Source organism: Massilia eburnea (genome assembly GCF_009720745.1).
In the GTDB taxonomy this organism is placed as follows: Bacteria; Pseudomonadota; Gammaproteobacteria; order Burkholderiales; family Burkholderiaceae_D; genus Rugamonas; species Rugamonas eburnea.
Genome location: NZ_WNKX01000003.1, coordinates 80,700 through 104,208, shown reverse-complemented (window position 1 = coordinate 104,208; position 23,509 = coordinate 80,700). Strand labels below are relative to the sequence as shown.

At 63.9% G+C, this 23,509-nt stretch carries 15 protein-coding genes; 10 read left to right on the top strand and 5 right to left on the bottom strand.

Annotated features, from left to right (window positions below; all coding sequences use genetic code 11):
• Nucleotides 1-4: 4 nt before the first annotated feature.
• Complete coding sequence (locus tag GM658_RS04960) at nucleotides 5-838, top strand: aldose epimerase family protein (protein ID WP_229416758.1); 834 nt, start codon at nucleotides 5-7, stop codon at nucleotides 836-838.
• Here the strand turns inward: GM658_RS04960 and GM658_RS04955 are convergent.
• The 3 genes from GM658_RS04955 to GM658_RS04945 are packed head-to-tail and all read right to left on the bottom strand — an operon-like array spanning nucleotide 835 to nucleotide 5,728.
• Nucleotides 835-2,481, bottom strand: a complete 1,647-nt coding sequence (locus tag GM658_RS04955; protein ID WP_155452900.1) for a family 43 glycosylhydrolase — start codon at nucleotides 2,479-2,481, stop codon at nucleotides 835-837. The genes GM658_RS04960 and GM658_RS04955 overlap by 4 nt on opposite strands.
• On the bottom strand, nucleotides 2,478-4,817 hold the full coding sequence (locus GM658_RS04950; protein ID WP_155452899.1) for a glycoside hydrolase family 31 protein: 2,340 nt from the start codon (nucleotides 4,815-4,817) through the stop codon (nucleotides 2,478-2,480). The genes GM658_RS04955 and GM658_RS04950 overlap by 4 nt, the downstream gene beginning before the upstream one ends.
• Nucleotides 4,818-4,828: 11 nt before the next feature.
• Entirely contained in the window at nucleotides 4,829-5,728 is a 900-nt protein-coding gene (locus GM658_RS04945; RefSeq protein WP_155452898.1) for an alpha/beta hydrolase, read from the bottom strand.
• Nucleotides 5,729-5,909: 181 nt separating this feature from the next.
• On the opposite strand from GM658_RS04945, the gene GM658_RS04940 reads away from it, so the two are divergent.
• Entirely contained in the window at nucleotides 5,910-7,496 is a 1,587-nt protein-coding gene (locus tag GM658_RS04940; protein WP_155452897.1) for a GH39 family glycosyl hydrolase, read from the top strand.
• On the opposite strand, the gene GM658_RS04935 is transcribed toward GM658_RS04940, so the two are convergent.
• Nucleotides 7,493-9,490 carry a glycoside hydrolase family 2 protein gene (locus GM658_RS04935; RefSeq protein WP_155452896.1) on the bottom strand — a complete coding sequence of 666 codons (1,998 nt, stop codon included), beginning with the start codon at nucleotides 9,488-9,490 and terminating at the stop codon, nucleotides 7,493-7,495. The two genes, GM658_RS04940 and GM658_RS04935, sit on opposite strands and share 4 nt — an antisense overlap.
• A 158-nt stretch (nucleotides 9,491-9,648) precedes the next feature.
• On the opposite strand from GM658_RS04935, the gene GM658_RS04930 reads away from it, so the two are divergent.
• From GM658_RS04930 to GM658_RS04895, 8 genes are all read left to right on the top strand, one after another.
• Nucleotides 9,649-11,133, top strand: a complete 1,485-nt coding sequence (locus GM658_RS04930) for a tryptophan halogenase family protein (RefSeq protein ID WP_155452895.1) — start codon at nucleotides 9,649-9,651, stop codon at nucleotides 11,131-11,133.
• Nucleotides 11,134-11,146: 13 nt separating this feature from the next.
• Entirely contained in the window at nucleotides 11,147-12,802 is a 1,656-nt protein-coding gene (locus tag GM658_RS04925; RefSeq protein ID WP_155452894.1) for an alpha-L-fucosidase, read from the top strand.
• Nucleotides 12,803-13,116: 314 nt separating this feature from the next.
• On the top strand, nucleotides 13,117-16,176 hold the full coding sequence (locus tag GM658_RS04920) for a TonB-dependent receptor (protein ID WP_170298671.1): 3,060 nt from the start codon (nucleotides 13,117-13,119) through the stop codon (nucleotides 16,174-16,176).
• A gap of 54 nt (nucleotides 16,177-16,230) precedes the next feature.
• Complete coding sequence (locus tag GM658_RS04915) at nucleotides 16,231-17,877, top strand: GH35 family beta-galactosidase (RefSeq protein WP_155452893.1); 1,647 nt, start codon at nucleotides 16,231-16,233, stop codon at nucleotides 17,875-17,877.
• Nucleotides 17,878-17,890: 13 nt separating this feature from the next.
• Nucleotides 17,891-19,387 (top strand): tryptophan halogenase family protein, encoded by a 1,497-nt coding sequence (locus tag GM658_RS04910; RefSeq protein WP_155452892.1) that lies wholly within the window; start codon nucleotides 17,891-17,893, stop codon nucleotides 19,385-19,387.
• Nucleotides 19,388-19,503: 116 nt separating this feature from the next.
• Nucleotides 19,504-20,661, top strand: a complete 1,158-nt coding sequence (locus tag GM658_RS04905) for a fumarylacetoacetate hydrolase family protein (protein ID WP_371865036.1) — start codon at nucleotides 19,504-19,506, stop codon at nucleotides 20,659-20,661.
• 17 nt (nucleotides 20,662-20,678) lie between these two features.
• The gene (gene xylB, locus GM658_RS04900; protein WP_155453115.1) at nucleotides 20,679-21,446 is read left to right on the top strand and encodes a D-xylose 1-dehydrogenase; all 768 of its coding nucleotides are present in this window, start codon (nucleotides 20,679-20,681) and stop codon (nucleotides 21,444-21,446) included.
• Between the two features lie 13 nt (nucleotides 21,447-21,459).
• Nucleotides 21,460-23,229: an IlvD/Edd family dehydratase gene (locus tag GM658_RS04895; protein ID WP_155452891.1), complete on the top strand. Its 1,770-nt coding sequence runs from the start codon at nucleotides 21,460-21,462 to the stop codon at nucleotides 23,227-23,229.
• A 14-nt stretch (nucleotides 23,230-23,243) separates the two neighbouring features.
• Here GM658_RS04895 and GM658_RS04890 read toward each other — a convergent pair whose 3' ends face one another.
• The gene (locus tag GM658_RS04890; RefSeq protein WP_155452890.1) at nucleotides 23,244-23,501 is read right to left on the bottom strand and encodes a hypothetical protein; all 258 of its coding nucleotides are present in this window, start codon (nucleotides 23,499-23,501) and stop codon (nucleotides 23,244-23,246) included.
• Nucleotides 23,502-23,509 lie beyond the last annotated feature (8 nt).

Genomic DNA, 23,509 nt, shown 5'->3' with positions numbered 1-23,509 from the left:
TTTAATGATGACGAAACATTTTTCCGGCGCAGCGTCCGAAGCGGACGAATACCGCGTGTTTACCCTCAGGAACGCCAGCGATATGGTGGTGACGGTCAGCGAGTGCGGCGCCGCCTTGTGCGGCTGGCGCGCGCCAGACCGGTATGGCCGGATAGCCGACGTCCTGCTGGAACCAGGATGCAGCGCAAAAGCGGCACTGTGGCAAGGACGCCACGATGACAGCGGCGTACGGCTTTTGCGGATGGAAAATGGCGACGGCGTGGCGCAGTTGGCGAAATACCACCTGGACGACGATGGCAGCCTGACCGTTGAGCATGAGGTGGTGGCGATGGCCCTGACTCCGCTCGAAACGGCATCCAATCCTTGCTTTAACCTGAACGGCGCCACGGCCGACGTGGGCGACCACATGGTGCAGATCGATGCCGACTACTATGTGGAAGTGGATGCCGGCGGCGCGCCGTCCGGCGTAGCTGCCGTGGGCGGCACCGCATTCGATTTCCGGCATCCGGCGCCCATCGGCGCGCGCCTGGGCTGGCCCGATAGCCAGCTTGTCGGGCGCTCGGGTTTCGACCACTGCTTTTTCGTGCGCGATCATTTTGCCGGCGGCCAGGGGCCGCTGCGCAAGGTGGCCCGGATTGCCGATCCAGCCTCCGGACGCTGCCTGCAGGTGCACACCACCGAGGCGGCGCTGAAGTTCCGTGCCGGCCCGCAGGGCGGCTTCATCATCGAATCGCGGGCGCGTCCGGAATTGGCCAGCGCCGCCTGGCCGAACGTGCTGCTGCTGCCCGGCCAGGTGTACCGGCAGACTACGGTCTACCGGCTTTCGCTGGAGGCTTAGGCGGGCTTCAGGCCGCGGTAGGAAAACTGCCGCGCCCTGACTTCGCCGCTGCCGGCGCTATAGATACCGACCTTCAGGCTCATGAAACCGCCGAACACATTGTGGTGGAAGCCGGAGACTTCCATCTGCCACGGGTGCTTGATCCATGTCACGCCGTCCCGCGAGTAATGGAAAGTCAGTACGTTGGCGTGGTTGGTGAGCCTGATGTGGATCGTCCCCGCGTTGATGTTTTCCCGCATCCAGCTCTGTTCTTCGCTGCACTGGTAGGTGAACATCTGCGTCGGGCTGAAACCGATGCCGCAATAGGCGCGCTGGCTGTAATACAGCAGCAGGCCCCCTTGCGCGCCTTCCGAAATATCCAGCACTACGGAGGCCTCGTAATCGCGGTCGCCGACGATGCAGGTGAGGGGGGAGCAGTCTGCCGGCGAGCTGCCCTTGCCCTTGATGACAAGGCCTTTGCCATCGTAGCGGGCGCGTTGCATTTCGTCCGGACCGGGAGCAAAGAAACTCCACTGCATACCGAACTTGTTGGCGCTGAAATCATCCGACAGCGCCTGGCCGGAAGGCGACGGACGGCCGCCTTTGGGTTTGCGCAAGGGTTTGGACAAGGTGCCGCCGCCGGCGCGGAACCAGCCGTCGCGGGTCCATTCGACCGGTTCCAGCAAGGCCTGGCGGCCCAGGGTGCGGAAGCCGTTTTCGTAGCCATGGTAGATCATCCACCAGTCGCCGCCGGGTCCTTCGAACACGGTGGCGTGGCCGCGCGACCACCATGGCTCGTCCGCACTGCGGGTGCGCACGATCGGGTTGGCGGGGCAGTTCTGCCAGGGGCCGTGGATGGAGCGCGAGCGCGCCACGGTCACCATATGGCTGGTGGGCGGGCCCGAGGTGCCGCCGACGGCGGTCACCAGGTAAAACCATTCGCCGCGGCGGAAGATCTTGGGGCCTTCGGGCGCGTACATTTCGACCACCCAGTCGTCCGGGTAACGCCATGGCTCGTAGACTTTTTCCAGCGGTCCGGCGGTCGACAGGCCGTCGTCCGACAGTGCGATACGGCGCACGCCGTTGAAGAAGAGGTAGCGCTTGCCGTCTTCGCCGACCGCGTGACCGGGATCGATGCAGCCTTTGATCTTGAGGTCGACAGGATCGCTCCATGGGCCGCGGATATTGTCGGCGTAGATCACGAAGATCGAGTCGGCGGCCGGGATGTACAGGTAGTATCGGCCATTGTGCTTGACCAGGTCCATCGCCCACACGTTGCCGATCGGCTTGGCCAGCGCTGCGCAGAGCGGAGCCCAGTTGACCAGGTCGCGCGAATGCCAGATGACAGCGCCGGGGTAGGACAGGAAGGACGAAAACGTCATGTAGTAATCGTCGCCGTCCTTCAGGATGGTGGGGTCGGCATGGTCGCCCGGCACGATCGGATTGAGGAAGGTGCCGTTGCCAAGGTCGGCCTTCCGCTGGCCCTCGATGCCGTAGGCGGGCGACGGCGCGCCTGGCGCGCAGGCAGGTGCGCCGGTGGCGGTGGCTGCGTCTGCGCCGGCCAGCGGCGCCAATGGAGCCGCCGCCGCGCCGGCGCCGGCCAGGGCCAGCTTGAGCAGGCCGCGGCGGCGCGTAGGGTCGGCTGGAGAGTGATCGCGCGTCATTTCGCCACGACTTTGGTGATGCCAGGCGCCTTGCGCGCCAGCTCGCTGTCGCCAGTGACGGCCAGCTTGCCGGCGGAGTTGTCCCATTTCAGCTTGGCCAGCGTGGCCTTGCCTTTCTCGTAGTCGTACGAGACGCCGTCGTCGTCATACAGCGTGAACTCGCCGTCCTTGCCGGGATAGACCCTGATTTCCGCGATCGCCTGCTTGCTGGCAGTCGACTGGATGTCCGAGCCAAGCGGCAGGATGGAACCGGCGCGCACGAATACCGGAATCTGGTCGATCGGTGCCGCCACCTTGACCCAGCGCCCGCCGGCCAGCTTCTCATTGGTCCAGAAGTTGTACCAGTCGCTGCCAGCCGGCAGGTAGACATCCTTTTCCGTCTGGCCTTGCTCCGTCACCGGCGCCACCAGGAAGGCCGGGCCGAACATGTACTGCGTGCCGATGTTGGCGACCGCCGGGTCGGCCGGGAAATCCATCCACAGCGGGCGCATGAACGGCGCGCCGCTGTCCCAGGTCGACTTGGCCTGGCTGTACAGGTAAGGGATCAGCTGGTAGCGCAGGCGGTCGTAGCGCGCCATGATGCTCTCGGCGTGCTTGCCGAAGGCCCAGATCTCGGCGTGCTTGCGGTCGCCGTGCAGGCGCAGCGTCGGCAGGAAGGTGCCGTATTGGAACCAGCGCGTGAGCAGTTCAGGGTAATCGTGGTTCTGGCCGACAGTTTCCTCGGCGCCGCGCGGATCGACCAGCGGCTGCTTGGTGGCGCGGGTCGATTGCGGCAGCCATTGCCAGCCGCCGATATCGTTGCCCCAGTAGGCGATGCCGGATGCGGTCATGTTCAGGCCAGTGGGGACCTGGCGCGCCAGCGCTTCCCACGAGGGGTTGATGTCGGAGGACCAGAACAGGGCGCCCGTGCGCTGCGAGCCGAGGTAGGCTGCGCGCGACAGGATCAGGGCGCGCTTGTTCGGCTTCCAGGCGCGCATGCCCTGGTGCACGCCCTCGGTATGCAGCAGCGGGAACACATTGTGATAGCGGTCGCCCGAGCCGATCGAGTAGAAGAAGCCGTCCGGCACCAGGTCCGGTTCCGTCTCGTCCAGCCATGGATAGTCGAAGCCCTGCGACATCACGTTGTCGCGCATGTGCTCCCAGAACCATTGGCGTGCCGCCGGATTGGTGGAGTCAATCAGGGCGCCGGCGCGGTCGGAGCGGAAAGGCAGGCCGTCGACGGTCTTGCCGTCCTTGTCCTTCAGGAAGAAGCCCTTGGCATCGAGCTCGTTGAAATAGCGGCCCGAAGTTTCAAAGCGCGGCCAGACCGAGACGATCGACTGCATGCCCAGGTCGTGCAGTTCCTTGTTCATGGCGGCAGGGGCGGGGAACTGCGCCGGATCGATGTCCAGCTGGCCCATGCGGGTCCAGTAGAACCAGTCGAGCACCATGATGTCGAGCGGGTATTGCTTCTGGCGGTAGGTATTGGCCACGCTCAGGATTTCCTGCTGGCTCCCGTAGCGCGCCTTGGACTGGATCAGGCCGAATGCCGCCTTGGGCGGGATCGGCGTCTTGCCGGTCACGCGTGCGTAGCCTGAATAGATTTCTTCCGGCGTGCTGCCGGTGATGACGAAGAAGCTGACGCGCTCGCCCACATTGGACTGGAAGGCGGTACGGCCATTGACGCCGGCGATGAAGCGGGTGGCGGAAGGGTTGTCCCAGACGATGCCGTAGCCTTTGGACGACACCATGAAGGGCACGCATACCGTCTCGCCGGCCGGTGCGTCATACCAGTGCTTGCAATCGAGGGTGCGGCCGCGCAGGTCGAGCGGCCCGGCCGATTCCTGGTTCTGGCCCATGCCGTAGTAATGCTCGTCGGCCGGTGCGCTGAAGTTGGCGCTGGCCTGGTAGGTCTTTTCGCCGGCAACGGTTTGCGGCGACAAGTCCCAGCCCGTCATGTCGAGCACGAGGTCGCCCTTGGCGTTGCGCACCTGCAGTCCGACCGGCGCCAGTTGCGGCGCGAAGTATTTTTCCATCTGGGTCGGCACGCGCGGCTGCGGCGCCGGGTTGACGTGCAGTGTCAGCGCCGCCGAAGCAAAGCTGTCGCCGTCGTTGCCGCTGCTGTGGCGGAAGGCGGAACTGTCGCTGTTCTTGGGCAGGATGCCGTAGCCCGGACCTTTCAGCGCTTCGGCCTTGTCGGCCGCAATGGTGATATGGACGACGTTCGGACCATAGGCTTCAACGGAAACCCAGGCGCCGTTGCGGTCGAGGGTGGCGATCGGCGCTGCCTGGGCGGCGCCAAAGCCGATCATCGACACGGCTGCAGCCAGGGCCTTGCGCTTGTAATGCACGTTCATCAAAACTCCTTTTATTGGGAAATCAGCTTGCGGTCGCGCAGCCAGTCTTCGACGCGCCTGGTCCAGTTGGAGGCAGTGCCGTTACCGGTACGCATGGCCATGCCGTGGCCGCCGTGCTCGAAGACCAGCATTTCAGCCGGTACCTTGGCGCGCGTCAGGGCCTGGAAATACAGGATGCTGTTGTCGACCGGAACCACGCCATCGTCTTGCGAGTGGATCAGCAGGGTGGGCGGCGTTGCAGCGGTAACCTGCTTCTCGACGGACATCAGCTGCACCAGGGCGGGCGCAGGCTTGGGACCGATCAGCGCCTCGCGCGAACCGGCGTGCGCGGTGGGCGCTTCCATGGTGATCACGGGGTACATCAGGATGGCGAAATCGGGGCGGGCGCTGATGGCGTCCAGCGTGTCGCCGGCTTTTCCTGCCGGGTGGTTGAACAGGGTGGAGGCGCTGGCGGCGAGGTGGCCGCCGGCCGAACTGCCCATGACGCCGATGCGGTCTGGCGCAATGCCATATTTGGCTGCCTGCGAGCGCACCAGGCGAATGGCATGCAGCACGTCCTGCAGGGGTGCCGGGTGACCGAAATCGGCCAGGCGGTACTTCAGCACGAAGGCGGTAATGCCGAGGGAGGACAGCCACTGCGCATACTGCTGCCCTTCGCGCGTGTTGGACAGGAACTGGTAGCCGCCGCCGGGGCAGATGATGACGGCGGTGCCGGTCGGGCGGTCGAGCGCTGCGGGGTAGACCGCCAGGGTCGGCTGGCTGACATTGCTGATGCGCTCACCGTCTAGCCGTTCCGGGCCGGCTTGCGGCCGCGCGTTCGGCACGCCGTCGGGCCAGACTGGAATGGTGCTGCTTTGCGCCAAAGCGCTGTTGGCGGCCAGGAACAACAGGGCCAGGATCCACGATCGCATTTCTTGCAGTCTCCAATATTGTTGAATCAGGCCATCTTTGCAGACTGGCCCGGGCGCTGCAATTATGAAAATCACCGAGCGGCGGAATGATTTAGTCGAAGCGGCACCGGAGGCGGCCACGAGCGAAACCCCCGGTGATAGCATGCCTCGCAATACCAGTCACAATCAGGAGTCCTGAAGCATGAAATACCTGCAGCAAATCTGTCTCGCGGCGCTCGGCGCTGCCTGCTTGTCGAACACCGCGGCCATGGCCGCCACGCCTGCCAAAGCGGCCGCGCGCCACGTGGTGCTGGACGCCGGCAAGGCGGAGCAAGCCCTGGACCGCTTCTTCGACCTCTCGGTGGGTTCCGACTACCCGGGTACGCTGCGCCGCGACGACAGCATGGCGCAGTTGAAGACCGTGGTCGATGAAACCGGCTTCCGCTACATCCGCTTCCACGCCATCTTCCACGACGTGCTGCAAACCGTGAAAAAGGAAAACGGCAAGCTGGTCTACGACTGGAGCGGCATCGACAAGCTGTATGACGACCTGTTGGCGCGCAAGATCAAGCCTTTCGTCGAGCTGGGGTTCACGCCTAAGGCGCTGGCCACTTCGAAAGCCCAGATCTTTTATTGGGAAGGCAATACCTCCCATCCCGAGCTGAATGGCTGGCGCGAGCTGGTGACGGCCTTCGTCGAGCACTGCCAACAGCGCTATGGCAAGGCAGAAGTGCGCAACTGGTTCTTCGAAGTCTGGAATGAGCCGAACCTGGATGGTTTCTGGGAGCATGCCGACCAGAAGGCGTATTTCGAGCTGTATGACGTCACGGCCAATGCGATCAAGGTGATCGATCCGGCGCTGCGCGTCGGCGGCCCGTCTACCGCAGGTGCGGCCTGGGTGCCCGAATTTCTCGACCATGTGGCCAAGAGCGGCGCTGCGGTCGACTTCGTGACCACCCATACATACGGCGTCGATAGCGGCTTCCTCGATGAAAAAGGCGTGGAAGACACCAAGCTGTCGCAGTCGCCGGACGCCATCATCGCCGATGTGCGCAAAGTGCGCGGAGAGATTGAAGCATCGAAGTATCCGGGGCTGCCGCTTTATTTCACCGAATGGAGCACCAGCTATAACCCGCGCGACAAGGTGCATGATTCCTATGTCGGCGCCGCCTATATCTTGAGCAAACTGAAGGGAACTAAGGGCCTGGCGCAGGGCATGAGCTACTGGACTTACACCGACCTGTTCGAAGAACCGGGGCCGCAGGCCAAGCCATTCGACGGCGGATTCGGCCTGATGACCCCGCAGGGTGTGCGCAAAGGTCCCTATTTCTCGTACAAATACCTGCATGCGCTGAGCGGTAAGGAAATTCCAGTGAATGATGGACAGGTGATGGCGGCCAGCGACGGCAAGGCCGTGCGCGCCGTGGCCTGGGACTTCCAGCTGCCGAAGCAGCCGGTCAGCAACCGCTCCTTCTTCAGCCGCGTGCTGCCGGCCACGCCATCCGCGCCGCTGGCGTTGTCGATCCAGCATGCAAAACCCGGCAAATACCGTCTCCAGGTGCGCCGCACCGGCTTCCGCGCCAATGATGCATACACGGCCTACATTGAAATGGGCATGCCGGACAAGCTGAGCGCGGAGCAGCTGGAAAAGCTCAGTACCTTGACCAAGGATGCACCGGAAACCGAGCGTGAAGTCAGCATCGGCAAGTCCGGTTCCTATTCGCTCACCGTGCCGATGCGCAGCAACGACGTGGTGCTGGTGACGCTGGAACCGCTGGAAAAGCGCTAACGCGAAGCGGGCGCGGGCCGGAGGGGCCAATCGACGCTGTCGGCCGCGGCGCCCGCCGTCACTTCCAGCCGGTTGGCGCCTTCGGCCAGCTGCACCTGCCAGGTGGCGATGTGGCCGTTCACCGGACGTTCGCCGAGATCGATGCCGTTCAGCCGCAGGCGCGCGCTGGGCTGGTTGCTGTACACCTTGACCTGTGCGGCTGCCTGTGTGCGCAGCGCATGCCGGCGCGACGTGATATAGGCCATGGGCCGGGTCGTCCAGTGGGCCTGGTACCAGAAATATGCGTCCTTCCTGACGTTGCGGTCAAAGCTGACCAGGCCCTTGTCGTTGAACCCCGGCGTGTCGCCTTCGTTACGCCCGGCCGAGGCGAAATCGAAACCGACCCAGATGAAATTGGCCCACAGCCAGGGCCGTGCCGCCAGCTGCGGCCAGGCCGCCTCGTGATACAGAGCCTGGTATTGCTCGGGGTGCCAGCGGCCGCCGGGCTGCGGGCGTTGCGGCGGGTCTTCCTGATGCAGTGCGCTGGCGCCGGCGCCGTATTCGCTGACAGCCAGCGGTGTGGCCGGGCGGCGCGCATGGTTCGCATCAAGGAATGGGCCCAGGTCGGCGAATTGCCCGTCGTACCAGCCGAAATAGACGTTTGAACCAACGGCATCGGTATGCGAGGCTTGCGCTCCGTCGATCGGCCCGCAGCAATTGGCGTAGGCGGTGGGCCGGCTCGGATCTTCCTCGTGGGCGGCGCGCTGCAGCGCGTCGAGCACGCGGGCGCTGGCCGCGTCGCTCTGGTAGATCTCATTGCCCAGGCCCCAGACCATGACGGAAGGGTGGTTGCTGTTCTGGCGTACCAGCTCGCGCAGCTGCTGCTTGCCGTTGGCGAGGAAGGCATCCGAACCGTCGACGGCCGCCGTCAGCGGCAGTTCGGTCCATACCAGCCATCCGGCGCGGTCGGACAAATCATAAGCGCGCTGCGGGTGCTGGTAGTGGGCGTAGCGCAAGCCGGTCACGCCCAGCTCGGACAGGATGCGGTAATCGGCATCGATGTCGGCGTCGCTCGCAGCGATGCCTTTGCCCGGCAAGGAAGTCTGGTGCACATTGACACCATGGACCTGGTAGCTGGCCCCGTTCAGCAACAGGCCGCGCTGGGGATCCAGTCGGATGTCGCGCAGGCCGGCCTGGAACGATAGCTGGTCGCCAGCGGCGCGATCTGCGGCGCTCTCTTCCGAGAGCACGGCCTCGCTGGTGTACAGGTAAGGATCATCGACGCCTTGCCACAGGTGCGGCGCAGGCAGTGCGGCCCGCAGCTCGACCTGCACCGTGCCGCGCGGCGGCAGCAGCACCATCTTGCGTGCCGAAGCGACCACATTTTGCTGGGCATCGCGCAATTGTGTGGCAACGACAGCGCGTACGGCGCGGGCGCGCTCGTTGCGTGCACGGACGGTCCAGGCCAGTTCGGCATGCTCCCGCGTCACGGCGCTGGGCTTGAAGTACACGCCGGGCCCGCCGTAATCGAGCATGTCGAAGTGGACATCGCCGGTCGTCACCAGCCTTACCTTGCGATACAGTCCGCCGGCCAGGGTGTAATCGCCGGCCAGCGGGGCGATGTCCTTGCCGGGCGCATTGTCGACGCGTACCACGATTTCGTTGTCGCCGTCCCGCAGCAGGTCCGTGATATCGAAGCGGAAGCGCGCAAAGCCGCCGGCATGGCGTCCCGCCGGCTGGCCGTTGATCCAGGCCTCTGCCACCAGCAGGGCGCCATCGAACTCGAGGAAATGCCGCTGCCCGTGGCGCGCGCGCGACAGATGCACGGTGCGGCGGTACCAGGCCGGGCCGCGGTAACCGTCGAAGCTGTGGGGCAGGGCCACCGCTTGCCAGCCATGGTCGCCAATCTTGTGGAAAAGCCATTCGGTATCGAGTGGGATTGCGGCGCGTGGCTGTGCGATGGCGGCTATTGGCGCGAGTAACGCGCACGATATCACTGCATGGATCGTCTTCATAGCGCCGCATTCTCCACCGCGTCACGCCGCAGTTCAATTGCGCTGCAAGATTTCATTGAACGACTTGGTATTTTTCACAATTGCGTGCACCTGGGGCCACTTGCACAATCCATCCACATAATGAGCCGATCCGAACACGAGATCGCGAAGGAGACGATATGAAAACAGCATTCAAGCGCATCGTGGTTGTCGGAGGCGGCTCCGCCGGCTGGATGGCAGCGGCGGCGTTCGCGACCGCGTTCCCGGCTTGCTCGGTGCAGCTGGTCGAATCCGAAGAAATCGGTATTGTCGGCGTTGGCGAAGCGACTTTTCCTTCCATCCGCCACTTCCACAAGCTGCTGGGCATCGATGAGGCGGAATTCCTGCGTGCCACGAACGGCACGTACAAGCTGGGGATCGAATTCCGCGACTGGCGCGAGCGCGGAGAGCGCTACTTCCACACCTTCGGGGATATCGGTGGGCTCAGCGGCCCGCGCTCGCTGTGGGGCCAGTACCGCCGCGTAGGTGACGCCGGCCTGGGCGCCCTGGATGCGCAATGCCTGCCGAGCGTCATGGCGCGCGAGGGCCGCTTCATGTCCGCCGGCAGCGAAGAGGAGCGCCAGTTCAACTACGCCTACCATTTCGACGCCGTGCTGTACGCAGCCTTCCTGCGCAAGCTGGCCGAAGGACGCGGCGTGCGCCGCATCGAAGGCCGGATCGTCCAGGCGCCGCGCCGCGCTGACGGCGGTATTGGCAATCTTGTCCTGGCTGATGGCCGCGCGGTGGAAGGCGACCTGTTCGTCGATTGCTCCGGCTTTGCTTCGCTGCTGCTTGGCCGCGCGCTGGAAGAACGCTTCGTGGACTTCGGCCGCTGGCTGCCGGTGGACCGGGCCTGGGCCTGCCCATCCGAACGCAGCGGTACCGCACTGATGCCTGCTACGCGCTGTACGGCGCTGGAAGCTGGCTGGGCATGGCGCATCCCCTTGAGCAACCGTACCGGGCATGGGCACGTCTTCGCCAGCCGCTACATCGACGACGACAAGGCCCGCGAGCAGCTGCTGCAGCAACTGGACGGCGCACCCATCGCCGAACCGCGACTGCTGCGCTTTGCCGCCGGCCACCGCGAACGCTTCTGGGTGCACAACGTGGTGGCGCTCGGCTTGTCGTCCGGTTTCCTGGAGCCGCTGGAGTCGACCAGCATCTTCCTGGTCCAGAGCGGCCTTGGCAGGCTGATCGAACTGCTGATGCCCGGCGAGCGCCCGCCAAAGGAAGCGGTGGACGCCTACAACACGGGCATGCGGCGCCAGTTCGAGCGCATCCGCGACTTCATCATCCTGCACTACTGCCTCACGTCACGAAGTGACAGCCAGATGTGGCGCGATATGGCCAGCATGGAGCTGCCGGAAACGCTGGCCTTCAAGCTCCATGCGTGGCGCGAGGCCGGCGCCCTGCATCAGTACGACGAAGAAGGCTTCGACGCCACCAGCTGGCTGGCGATCCATGCGGGCATGGGCCATTGGCCGCAGCGCGCCGACCCTTCCTTGCTGGACCTGCCGCATGAAGACGCGCTGCGCGCCTTGCGCTTCCGGCGCGACAGCATCGCCGCCGCCGTGGCCGCAATGCCCACCCATGAAGCCTACCTGAATAGCGTGCTCGCACGCTGACCGAGAAAGACTGATGAAACGCCGAGATTTGCTGAAACACATGGGCGCGGCCTTGCCCGCTGCCGCACTGCCCGACCTGTGCTCTGCCGCCGATGCGGTGGCGCCGGGCGCCGCATTACCGATCGCCAGCGGCCCGTTTGCGCCGGCCTGGGATTCGCTCGACAAGTACCAGGTGCCGGATTGGTTCCGCAACGCCAAGTTCGGCATGTGGGCGCATTGGGGGCCGCAGTGCGAACCCGAGTTCGGCGACTGGTACGGGCGCCTGATGTACGAGGAGGGCAGCGACGCCTACCGCCATCACCTGGAAAAATACGGCCACCCGTCGAAATTTGGTTTCAAGGACGTCATCCACCAGTGGCAGGCCGACAAGTGGGAGCCAGATGAACTGGTGGCCTTCTACAAGAAAGCCGGCGCAAAGTACTTTGTCGCCATGGCCAACCACCACGACAATCTTGACCTGTACAACAGCCGCTACCAGCCCGAGTGGAACGTCACCAAGGTCGGTCCGCGCAAGGACTTGATTGCCGGCTGGAGCAAGGCCGCCCGCGCCAACGGTTTGCGCTTCGGCGTCAGCGTGCACGCCGCCCATGCCTGGACCTGGTACGAGCTTGCGCAGGGGGCCGACAAGGCGGGCCCTTTGGCCGGCGTTCCGTACGACGGCAACCTGACGCGCCTGGACGGCCTGGGCAAGTGGTGGGAAGGCTTCGACCCGCAGGGACTGTATGCGCAGCGCCACCCCTTGAGCAAGGCGAATGGCGACGGCGGCGTGCAATATGAACAATGGCATTGGGGTGGCGGCGCCGCCATACCCGACCAGGCATATTGCGAGAAGTTTTTCCACCGGACGCGCGACCTCATCGATTCTTACGATCCGGACCTGGTGTATTACGACGACACCGTGCTGCCGCTGTGGCCTGTCAGCGACGTCGGCATGCGGCTGGCCGCGCATATGTACAACCGCAGCATCGCTACCAAGGGAAAGCTGGAGGCCGTGGTCAACGGGAAGATCCTGAACCCGCAGCAGCGCCGCAGCATGGTGTGGGACATTGAACGCGGCCAGAGCAACCAGATTGAGGAATTGCCATGGCAGACCTGCACCTGCATCGGCAACTGGCATTACGACCGGCGCCTGTTTGACAACCATGGCTACAAGAGTGCGCAGACGGTGGTGCATACCCTGATCGACGTGGTGAGCAAGAACGGCAACCTTTTGCTGAATATCCCGGTGCGCGGCGACGGTTCGATCGACGCGCAGGAGCGGGCCATCGTCGGCGAAATCGGACGCTGGCTGGCGCGCAACGGCGAAGCGATCTACGACACCCGCCCTTGGGCCGTCTTCGGCGAGGGGCCGGTGATGGAGCAAGCGGCGCAGATGTCGGGAGCAGGCTTCAACGAAGGCAAGGGCAAGCCATTTTCCGCATCCGATCTCCGCTTTACGGCCAAAGGTGAAACGGTGTATGCCTTCATCATGGGCTGGCCGCAGGACGGCAAGGTGACGATCAAGTCCCTGCGCAGCGCCTCGCCCTACCTGAAGAAGCGCATTGCGCGCGTCGAGCTGATCGCCAACGGCTTCCCCTTGGACTTTCGCCAGACCGCACACGGCCTGGAAGTGACGCTGCCGCGCGACCAGCCGCCATTGGCGTATGCCAACGCGCTGAAAATCAGTTGAATGTCCGTGCATTTACAGATTTTCGTTTGTTGTATTGGTGATTTTCGCAATTGCCGCTGAAAAGGACGAAGGGCAGAATGGTTTCATCGCCAGGCGATATAAAACATACAAGGAGACATTCCAATGATTATTCGAATTCTCGCCGCGCACAGCGGTGATATGGCACGCGCCAAGTAGGGCGCGGCGCGGACTCCGGGCTTACCCCGCCAGGCACTCCAAGGAAATGCGCGAATCAGGCCCCGACACGGCGGCGTGGTGGCGCTAAACGAGCACAACGGTGAGTAAACTAATAAGTTAGAACGAGAGGATTCAGAGTGAAGCACTTGAAGAAGACAGCAATCGCCATGGGAGCAGCACACATTGCACTGTTGGCGAGCGGCGCCGCGATGGCGCAGACTGCGCCTGCCGCGAAGGGTGACCCGAATACCGTGGTGGTGGTAGGCCAGCGGGCAGCGCTGGAGTCGGCGCAGAAGATCAAGCAGAATTCCGACGAGATCGTCGATTCGATCGTCGCCGACGACATCGGCAAGCTGCCGGACCGTTCGGTCACCGAAGTACTGCAGCGCATTCCTGGCGTGAGCATCGACCGCACCATGAACCGTGCGGACCCGATGCAAGGCCTGGGCGACGGTATCCAGCACTTCGCCGCCGAAGGCACCGGCGTATCGGTGCGCGGCTTGAGCTATGTGCGCTCCGAATTGAATGGCCGCGATTCCTTCTCCGCCAACGGCGGCCGCTCGCTGAGCTTCGAGGATGTGCCGCCTGAACTGATGGCCGGCGTCGACGTGTACAAGAATCCGTCCGCGGAACAGATCGAAGGCGCCGTCGGCGGCCTGGTCAACCTTCGCACCGCGATGCCGTTCGACTTCAAAGGTTTCAAGGCCGCGGTATCCGTAGAGGGCTCGCGCGCCAGCCGCAGCGGCAAGACCAAGCCGGCAATGTCGGGCATGGTGTCGAACCGTTGGGACACCCCGATCGGCCAGGTGGGCGCTTTGCTTGACCTGTCGCATTCGCAGATTTCCACTGCCAGCGATGCGCTCGGCGTCAGCAACTACCTGCCGCGCTCCGATATCGATCCGGGCAAGATGCGCTGGATCAGCCCAGGCGCCAGCTGGAATTCGAATACTTTTGACCGCACCCGCCAGGGCCTGTACGGCGCCCTGCAATGGAAGAAAGACAATCTCTCGTCCGCGCTGACCTACTTCAAATCGAAGTACAAGATCCACACCGAGGAGAGCGGCTTCTTCATGAGCACCACGGCCTCGACCCTCACCGTCGATCCGGGCGCGACCTATGACGACCAGGGCGCGCTGCTGACGGGCGTGCTGCGCAATCCTACCGATGGCGGCTTTGGCCTGAGCAAGGGCATTGGCTTCGGCACGGATGCGCGCCAAACCAGCCGCAAAGCGGATACGTCCGACTTGTCCTGGAACCTCCAGTGGCGCGCTTCCGACCAGTGGGTGTTCAAGGCGGACTTGCAGCATACCCGTGCCACCACCAAGGGCTATGATAATACTGTCGGCCTGGGCGGCTTCATGCCCAAGGAAACGATGGACCTGCGCACCTCGCCACCGACCTACACCTTCGATGACAGCGACCGTGCCTGGCTGGCCGATCCTTCGCACTATTATTGGAGCTTCGCCCAGGAACACCGCGACAAGGCGGTGGCGACGCAGAATGCGGCACGACTCGACGCCAAGTTCATTTTCGATTCGCCAGTGCTGCAGGACCTGCGTTTCGGCGTGCGCGCGACCGACCGCGACTCGGTTACCAACCGTACCCATGGCGGCAACGGGGGTAACGAATGGCAGAACATCACGCAGTCCTGGTCGGTCGGCGGCGACGGCTGGCAGCCATACAGCAAATTCGCAGTCCTGACCGATCCGCGCCTGGGCCAGAACTACACCACGCACTCCTTCCCTAGCTTCTTCAACGGCACCGTGCCGGCGCCGCCGCCGATCGTCCTGCCGACCGCGGCGACCGTGGCTGGCTCCTACGATGCGACACCGCCGATGTTCCAGGAATTGCATGGCTATGCCAACTATTTCTGCGCCAACCCGGGACCGACCGGCGATTGCACCAACTGGAAGCCTTCGCCATTCGGCGGGCCAAGCGATACCAACGAGCAGCATGAGCGCACCAAGGCGGCCTACGCCCAACTGCGCTTCGCCTTCGACAACCTGCCTTATCCTATCGACGGCAATATTGGTACGCGCGTCGTGCGGACGGAAGCAAGGGCGAACGGCATGCTTCTGTTCAGCCCGCCAACTGGCCCCCAGCCACCGGGCGTGCCGTCGATTCCGGAGTTGAACGAGAAGCAAAATATCGAGCATAACTACACCAACGTTCTGCCGAGCTTGAACCTGCGCATGAAAGCCGGCAGCGACCTGCAGTTCCGTTTCGCCGTATCGAAGGGCTTGACGCGCCCGGACTTCTACCTGATGCAGCAGTACACTACGCTGGAACAGAAGGTCAATACGCACACCGACCCGGACACCAAGCAGACGGTGCTCGACTCGATCGACTACAAGGGCAATGCCAGCGGCAACCCGATGCTCAAGCCGACCACGTCCACCAACGTCGACCTGACGGCCGAATGGTATGGCAGCCATGGCAGTTCGGCGACCCTGTCGCTGTTCAACAAGCGGCTGAAGGACATCGTCATCAACCGCACGTTCGTCTATACGCTGAGCGACACTGCAGGGACGCAGCATGACTTCCTGACCAATGGACCGGTGAACGGCGCCGATGGACGCGCCCGTGGCGCCGAGATCGCGATGCAGCATTATTTCGACAAGCTGCCAGGCTGGATGTCAGGCTTTGGTGTGTCGGGCAACTACACCTATATCGACAGCAAGCTCGATATGCACGCGCCGGCCGGCTTGTGGTGCACGCCGAAGGGCACGCTGGACGCCAACACCCTGCGTGACCTGGCCGGTTGCGATACCGACGGCCGCGTGATCGGCGGCATGCCGATGATCGGCTTGTCGAAGAATGCCTACAACCTGGCTTTGTTGTACGACCAGGGCCCATGGTCTGCCCGCCTGGCATACAGCTGGCGTTCGAAGTACCTGCAGGTAATCAATGCCTTTGGCAGCAATGGCACCGACGGTATCGACCAAAATCCGGATAGCCCGAACAAGGGGCAGTTGAATTCGGTGAACTATGCACTGCCGGTATGGGGCGGCGCGTATGGCCAGCTGGACCTGGGCCTGCAGTACAAGGTGACCGACAACATGACCGTGGCATTCAACGTCGGCAACCTGAACAACGCCATGTACAAGCAGTATGTGCAGCAGCACATCGGCATGAAGGAGCACTTCGCCAACTTCACCGGCCGCAGCTACTACCTGCAAGCACGTTACTCGTTCTAAGACGGTCCGGCAGCACGTCCTCGCGGCGTGCTGCCTTTTTGAGATGGATGACGAATGAAAAAAACGCCCAGCCGCCTTATGGCGGCGTTTTGCTTGATGGCGATGCTGTCCGCGCATGCCAACGCCGCACAGGCGCCGATTCCGCAATTGCTGCGCCAGGATGGGCGCTTTGCGCTGATGGTCGACGGCCGGCCTTTCACCATGCTGGGCGTGCAGGCGCATAACTCGAGCAACTATCCGTCGGCACTGGATAAAGTGTGGGCTGCGGCGCAAGACGCCCATGCCAACACGGTCGAAATCCCGGTGGCCTGGGAACAGCTCGAGCCTACTGAAGGCAAGTTCGATTTCAGCTACATTGACACCCTGGTGGCGCAAGCACGGCAAAACAAGATGCGGCTGGTCCTGCTCTGGTTCGGCACCTGGAAGAACACCGGGCCGCAGTACACGCCGGAATGGGTAAAGTTCGACAACCAGCGCTTCCCGCGTATGGTGGACAAGGACGGCAAGACGATCTATTGCCTGTCGCCGTTTGGCGAGCAGACCTTGCAGGCCGACGCCAACGCTTTTGTCGCGCTGATGGAGCACCTGAAGAAGACCGATTCCGCGCAACGCACCGTGATCATGGTGCAGGTTGAGAACGAGGTCGGTACTTACGGCACCGTGCGCGACTTCGGCGCCAGGGCGCAGGCTGCGTTTGAACAGCCGGTGCCGCCGGCAGTCCTGGCGCGCAAGAAGGCGCCCGTCGCCGGCGCCGCCAGCGGCAGCTGGGCCGAGGTCTACGGCCCGTATGCCGACGAATATTTCCATGCCTACGCCGTGGCCAGCTATATCGAAACGCTGGCCAAGGCCGGGCGCGCGGTCTACGACTTGCCGATGTATGTCAATAACGCCCTGCGTGATCCGGTCGAACCAATGGCGCCGTGGAAGGGCAATTTTGCCAGCGGCGGCCCTACCTTCGACGTGATCGACATCTACAAAGCGGCAGCGCCTCATATCGACATCGCCGCGCCGGACCTGTACTCGCCGGAGTCGAAGAAGCTGGGTGCGACCCTGGCATTGTTCCAGCGCCAGGACAACGCCCTGTTTGTCCCGGAGATGGGCAATGCCGCCACTTATGCGCGCTATATTTACCAGATCCTTGGACGCGGAGCGATCGGCGTCGCGCCGTTCGGCATTGATTACGCCGACTACAGCAATTATCCGCTCGGCTCCAGGCTGAAAGACAAAGCCATGGCCGAACCGTTCGGCAAGGTCTACGCTGCGTTCCGGCCGATGGCGGGCCTGTGGGCGCAGTGGTCGCTGGCCGGCCGCACCTACGGTATCGCGGAAGGCGATGACCGCCAGCCGCAGACGCTGACCGCCGCCGGCTGGAAAGTGACGGCCACCTTCCGCGAATGGCAGTTCGGCAACGCCAGCAAGGACGACCTGCCGCCGGGGACCGAATCGCCCAACGGCGGCGCCGCGCTGGCGCAAATCGGCGACAATGAATTTGTTGTCGTTGGACAGAACGTGCGCTTGAGCTTTGAAGGCGCCGGCCCCAACGCCGGCAAGCCATCGATGTATGCGCGCGTGGAAGAGGGACGTTTCGATGCCGCCGGCAAGTGGATCATGGAGCGCAACTGGAATGGCGACCAGACCGACTGGGGCATCAACTTGACAGGCAATCCCACGGTGCTGAAGATTCGCCTGGGTACATATTGATGGAGAATTAATCATGTCCGGTAAGCCGATTCGGAAAATCGTCATCGTTGGCGGCGGCACCGCCGGCTGGATGGCCGCCGCGCCGCTGGCGCTCAAGCTTGGCAAGACCTGTGAAATCGTGCTGGTCGAATCGCCGGAGATCGGCACCGTGGGAGTAGGGGAGGCAACACTGCCGACCATCCGCTACTTCAACCAGGCGCTCGGCATCGATAACGCCGATTTCGTCAGGAAAACGCAGGCGACCTTCAAGCTTGGCATCGAGTTCAAGGACTGGGGCCACATCGGCAACCGCTTCTTCCACGGATTCGGCGATTTCGGTCCTGCCATCGAGGGCCGTTCGCCGATCATGTACTGGCTGCGCCTGGCCAGCGTCTACAAGGACATGCCGTCGTACGAGGAATGGTCGACCGCCACCGTCATGGCGCGCGCCAACCGGTTCATGGAGCCCTATGGCGACCAGCCTGCCGCGACCAATGCCTTCTCCTACGCCTACCACTTTGACGCCAGCCTGTACGCCGCCTTCCTGCGCGGCTATGCAATGGAGCGCGGCGTGCAGCGCGCCGAAGGGATGATCAATGAGGTTGAACAGCATCCGGAAACCGGGTTTATCACCGCACTGAAGCTGAAAGACGGGCGCCGTATCGAAGGCGACCTGTTCATCGACTGTTCCGGCTTCCGCGGCCTGCTGATCGAAGGCGTCTACCAGGCAGGGTATGACGACTGGAGCGCCATGCTGCCTTGTAACAGCGCGCAGGCCGTGCCATGCGAAAAGGCGGAGCCTCTGACGCCTTACACCACGTCGACTGCCCGCAGCGCCGGCTGGACATGGCGCATTCCGCTGCAGCACCGCACCGGCAACGGCCACGTGTACTGCAACGGCTTCACCAGTGACGAGGAGGCTGGGCGGGTGCTGCTGGCCGGGCTGGACGGGCGCGCGCTCGACGATCCGCGCCAGCTGCGTTTTACGACGGGCCGGCGCCGCAAGTCGTGGATCAGGAATTGCGTGGCGGTGGGATTATCGAGCGGTTTCCTGGAGCCGCTCGAGTCGACCAGCATCAACATCATTGAAAATGCGGTCGGCTGGCTGCTGCAGTACTTTCCCGACCAGGACTTCCGGCCGGAACTGGCGGATGAATTCAACCGCCTGGTGTCGCAGCGCTACGAGTACGTGCGCGACTTCATCATCCTGCACTACAAAGCCACCAGGCGCGAGGACTCGGAGTTCTGGCGCTATTGCGCCAATATGGCGATCCCGGATACGCTGCGCCACCAGATCGAGCTGTTCCGCGCTACCGGCCGGGTGATGATCTATGACACGGAGGGCTTCGGCGTCGCCTCCCATGTTTCGATCCTGATGGGCCTTGGCATCACTCCGAAGGCGTATGACCCGCTGGTCGACCTGTTCGACCTGGAGCGCCTGCAAGACCATTTCACCCGGGTGCGGGACACCATCCGCCAGGCGGTGGGCGTCGTGCCGGAGCATGCGAAATATCTCGCCCAGATGCGCTAAAACATCCCGTACGCTTAATCATGAGCCGCATTGGTGAGTTTCATAATTGCGGATAGCACTTGCAGCGGGCAACATTCATTCGTCAATCAACCAACGCAGTCAGGGAGAAGATTCAAGTGACGAATGCAATATTGCCCGCCGACCTGGAGCGGGCATTGCTGGTAGGGCGTGTCTGGCGCGAAAACATCGGGCCGGCCGTGGTCGTGGTGCGCCAGGGCCAGATGTTCGATATCACCCGGCATGCGCCAACAGTGTCCGCACTGTTCGAGCGCGCCGGTTTGCAGGAACTGCTGGCGCAGGCGCAAGGCGAGCCGCTCGGCCCCGTGGCCGCACTGGCGAACGAGGCAGGCGCTTGCGATGGCCTGCGCCTGCTGGCGCCGTGCGACCTGCAGGCGGTCAAAGCCTGTGGCGTCACCTTTGCCGTCAGCCTGCTGGAGCGGGTGATCGAAGAACGCGCCAAGGGCGATCCGGCCCGCGCGGCCGACCTGCGTAAGGAAATCCAGTCGCGCATCGGCGCCGACCTGTCCGAAATCCGTCCCGGATCCGACGCGGCCATGCAGTTGAAGGCGGACCTGCTGGATCGCGGCCTCTGGTCGCAATACATGGAGGTGGGCATTGGACCTGACGCCGAGGTGTTCACCAAGTCGCAGGCCATGTCGGCGGTCGGGCACGGCGCGGCGGTCGGCATCCACCCTGATTCAAAATGGAATAATCCCGAGCCGGAAATCGTCCTGGCCGTCAACAGCGCCGGCGTCGCCCTGGGCGCGACCCTGGGCAACGACGTCAACCTGCGCGACATCGAAGGGCGCAGCGCACTCTTGCTGGGCAAGGCCAAGGACAATAACGCATCGTGCTCCATCGGCCCGTTCATCCGCATGTTCGACCAGCATTTCAGCATCGACACCGTGCGTAACGCCGAAGTGAGCCTGCTGATCGAAGGCGCCGAAGACGGCTTCGAGCTCGCCGGCACCAGCCGCATGCGCGAAATCAGCCGTGATCCGCTGGACCTGGTGAAGCAGGCTTGCGGCCCGCATCACCAATATCCCGACGGCTTCATGCTCTTCCTCGGCACCATGTTCTCGCCGACCAAGGACCGTGATGCGCCAGGGGCGGGCTTCACCCATCACCTGGGCGACCGTGTCAGCATCGGCAGCACGGCGCTGGGAACCCTGGTCAACCAGGTGCAGCGCAGCGACCAGCTGCCGCCATGGACGTTCGGCGTGCGTGCCTTGTACAGCAACCTGGCGCAGCGCGGCATCGCGTTCGGGGAGTGAGCATGTCCGCAAATCCTATGGAATACGCCCGCTACCCGGACCTGCCGGGCAAGCTGGTGGTGGTGACCGGTGGCGGCTCCGGCATCGGCGCCGCCATCGTTGAAGCCTTTGCAGGGCAGGGGGCGCATGTCGTCTTCCTCGACGTGCAAGACGGACCATCGCATGAACTGGCGCAAAAGCTGGCCCAGTCCGGCTTCCCGCCGCGCTACGTGCACTGCGACCTGACCGACCTGGACCAGCTGGGTGCGGCGTTTGCCGGCATCACACGCGACTACGGCGCAGTCGATATCCTGGTCAACAACGCTGCCAACGACCAGCGCCACCAGGTGCGGGAAGTTACCGCGCAATATTGGGACCAGAGCCTCGCCGTCAACCTGCGCCACCAGTTCTTCTGCGCACAGGCCGTACTGCCCGGCATGCAGGAAAAGGGGAACGGGGTCATTCTCAATTTCGGCTCGATTTCCTGGCACCTTGCGCTGGCCGGCCTGCCGCTGTACATGGCCTCCAAGGCCGCCATCGAAGGCTTGACGCGCGGCCTGGCGCGTGAGCTCGGGCCGCACGGCATCCGCGTGAACTGCATCGTGCCGGGCGCGGTCAATACGCCGCGCCAGATGGCTTTGTGGCAAACGCCGGAAAGCGAAGGGGAAATCCTGGCCGCCCAGTGCCTGCCGCAACGCGTGCAGCCGGAGGATGTGGCCGCGCTGACCCTGTTCCTGGCCTCGTCCAATGCTGCGCGCTGCAGCGGCCGCGAATATTTTGTAGACGCCGGCTGGTACGGTGCATAAGGAGAAAGGCATCATGAGCGAACGTCGCTTCCGCTCCCAGGACTGGTTTGACAATCCTGAGCGCATCGACATGACGGCGCTGTATCTCGAGCGCTTTATGAATTACGGCATCACTGCCGAGGAACTGCGGTCCGGCCGCCCCATCATCGGCATCGCGCAGAGCGGCAGCGACATCAACCCGTGCAACCGCATCCACCTGGAGCTGGCCAAGCGCGTGCGTGAGGGCATCCGCGACGCGGGCGGCATCGCGATGGAATTCCCGGTGCACCCGACATTCGAGAATTGCCGCCGGCCGACCGCGGCCATCGACCGCAACCTGGCCTACCTGGGACTGGTGGAAATCCTGCACGGCTATCCGATCGACGCTGTAGTCCTGATGACCGGCTGCGACAAGAGCACGCCGTCGCAGCTGATGGCTGCGGCCACCATGGACCTGCCGGCCATCGTGCTGTCGGGCGGCCCGATGCTGGACGGCTGGTTCGATGGTGAACTGGTGGGTTCCGGCGCCGCGATCTGGAAGGGCCGCCGCATGATGGCGGCGGGCCAGATCGATGGCGAGAAATTCCTGCAGATCGCCACCGCGTCAGCGCCATCTGCCGGCCACTGCAACACGATGGGCACCGCCTCCACCATGAATGCAATCGCCGAGGCGCTCGGCATGTCGCTGACCGGCTGCTCCGCCATTCCTGCGCCATACCGTGAGCGCGGCCAGATGGCATATGAGACCGGCCGCCGCATCGTGGCGATGGCGCACGAAGATTTGCGGCCGTCGCAGGTCATGACGCGCGACGCCTTCCTGGACGCCATCGTGGTCAACGCCGCCATTGGCGGTTCCACCAACGCGCAGCCGCACATCATGGCCATGGCGCGCCATGCCGGTGTCGAGATCACGCCGGAGGACTGGATGCGCTACGGCTACGACGTGCCCCTGCTGCTGAATATGCAGCCGGCCGGCAAGTACCTGGGCGAGCGTTTCCACCGCGCCGGCGGCGTACCGGCCGTCATGTGGGAACTGCAGCAGGCGGGCCGCTTGCGCGCCGCCCGCCCCACCGTGACCGGGCGCAGCATGGCGGCCAACCTGGAAGGACGCGCCACCTCCGACCGCGAGATGATCCATCCGTTCGAGCAGCCGCTGAAGGAGCAGGCCGGTTTCCTGGTCCTGAAAGGCAATCTGTTCGACTTTGCCATCATGAAAACCAGCGTGATTTCGGCGGACTTCCGGCAGCGCTACCTGTCCACGCCGGGCAGCGAAGGCGTATTCGAGTGCCGTGCCGTGGTATTCGACGGCGCCGACGACTACCATGCTCGCATCAATGATCCGTCGCTTGAAATCGATGCGCGCTCCATGCTGGTCATTCGTGGCGCAGGGCCGATCGGCTGGCCGGGGTCGGCTGAAGTGGTGAATATGCAGCCGCCGGACGCATTGCTGAAGCAGGGCATCAGCGCCTTGCCGACGCTGGGCGACGGCCGCCAATCCGGTACTTCGGACAGCCCGTCGATCCTGAACGCTTCGCCGGAGAGCGCGGCGGGCGGCAACCTGGCCTGGCTGCGCACCGGCGACATCGTGCGTGTCGACCTGAATGCCGGGCGCTGCGATGTACTGATCAGCGAGGAGGAGTTTGCGCAGCGAAAAACGGCGGCGCCGGCGCAGGCGCCCGCCAGCCAGACACCATGGCAGGAAATTTATCGCGCCACGGTTGGCCAGCTGCAGTCAGGGGCTTGCATGGAGTTGGCGGTGTCCTACCGCGGGGTGGGGCAGGATATGCCGCGGCATAACCATTGACCGACCCACATGCTTCAACACCCGCCGGGATGCCAGCCCCTCAGCCGGATTCCGGCGGCGTTCAGCGCCAGGCGCGCGGTCGTTTCGGCATTTTCGACCCTGTAGCACCATGCATCCGCAGGCGCGTTGAGGATTCGCAGGATGTCAGCGTCGGCAACGCCGGCGCGGGACAAATATGTCCAGGCATACAGGCCGCCGTGGACAAAATCGATACAGAGGGCATTCAGCTCCAGTTCGTCGCGGTACGGCGACTTTGCGTGGCGGGCGCGCATGATTCTTC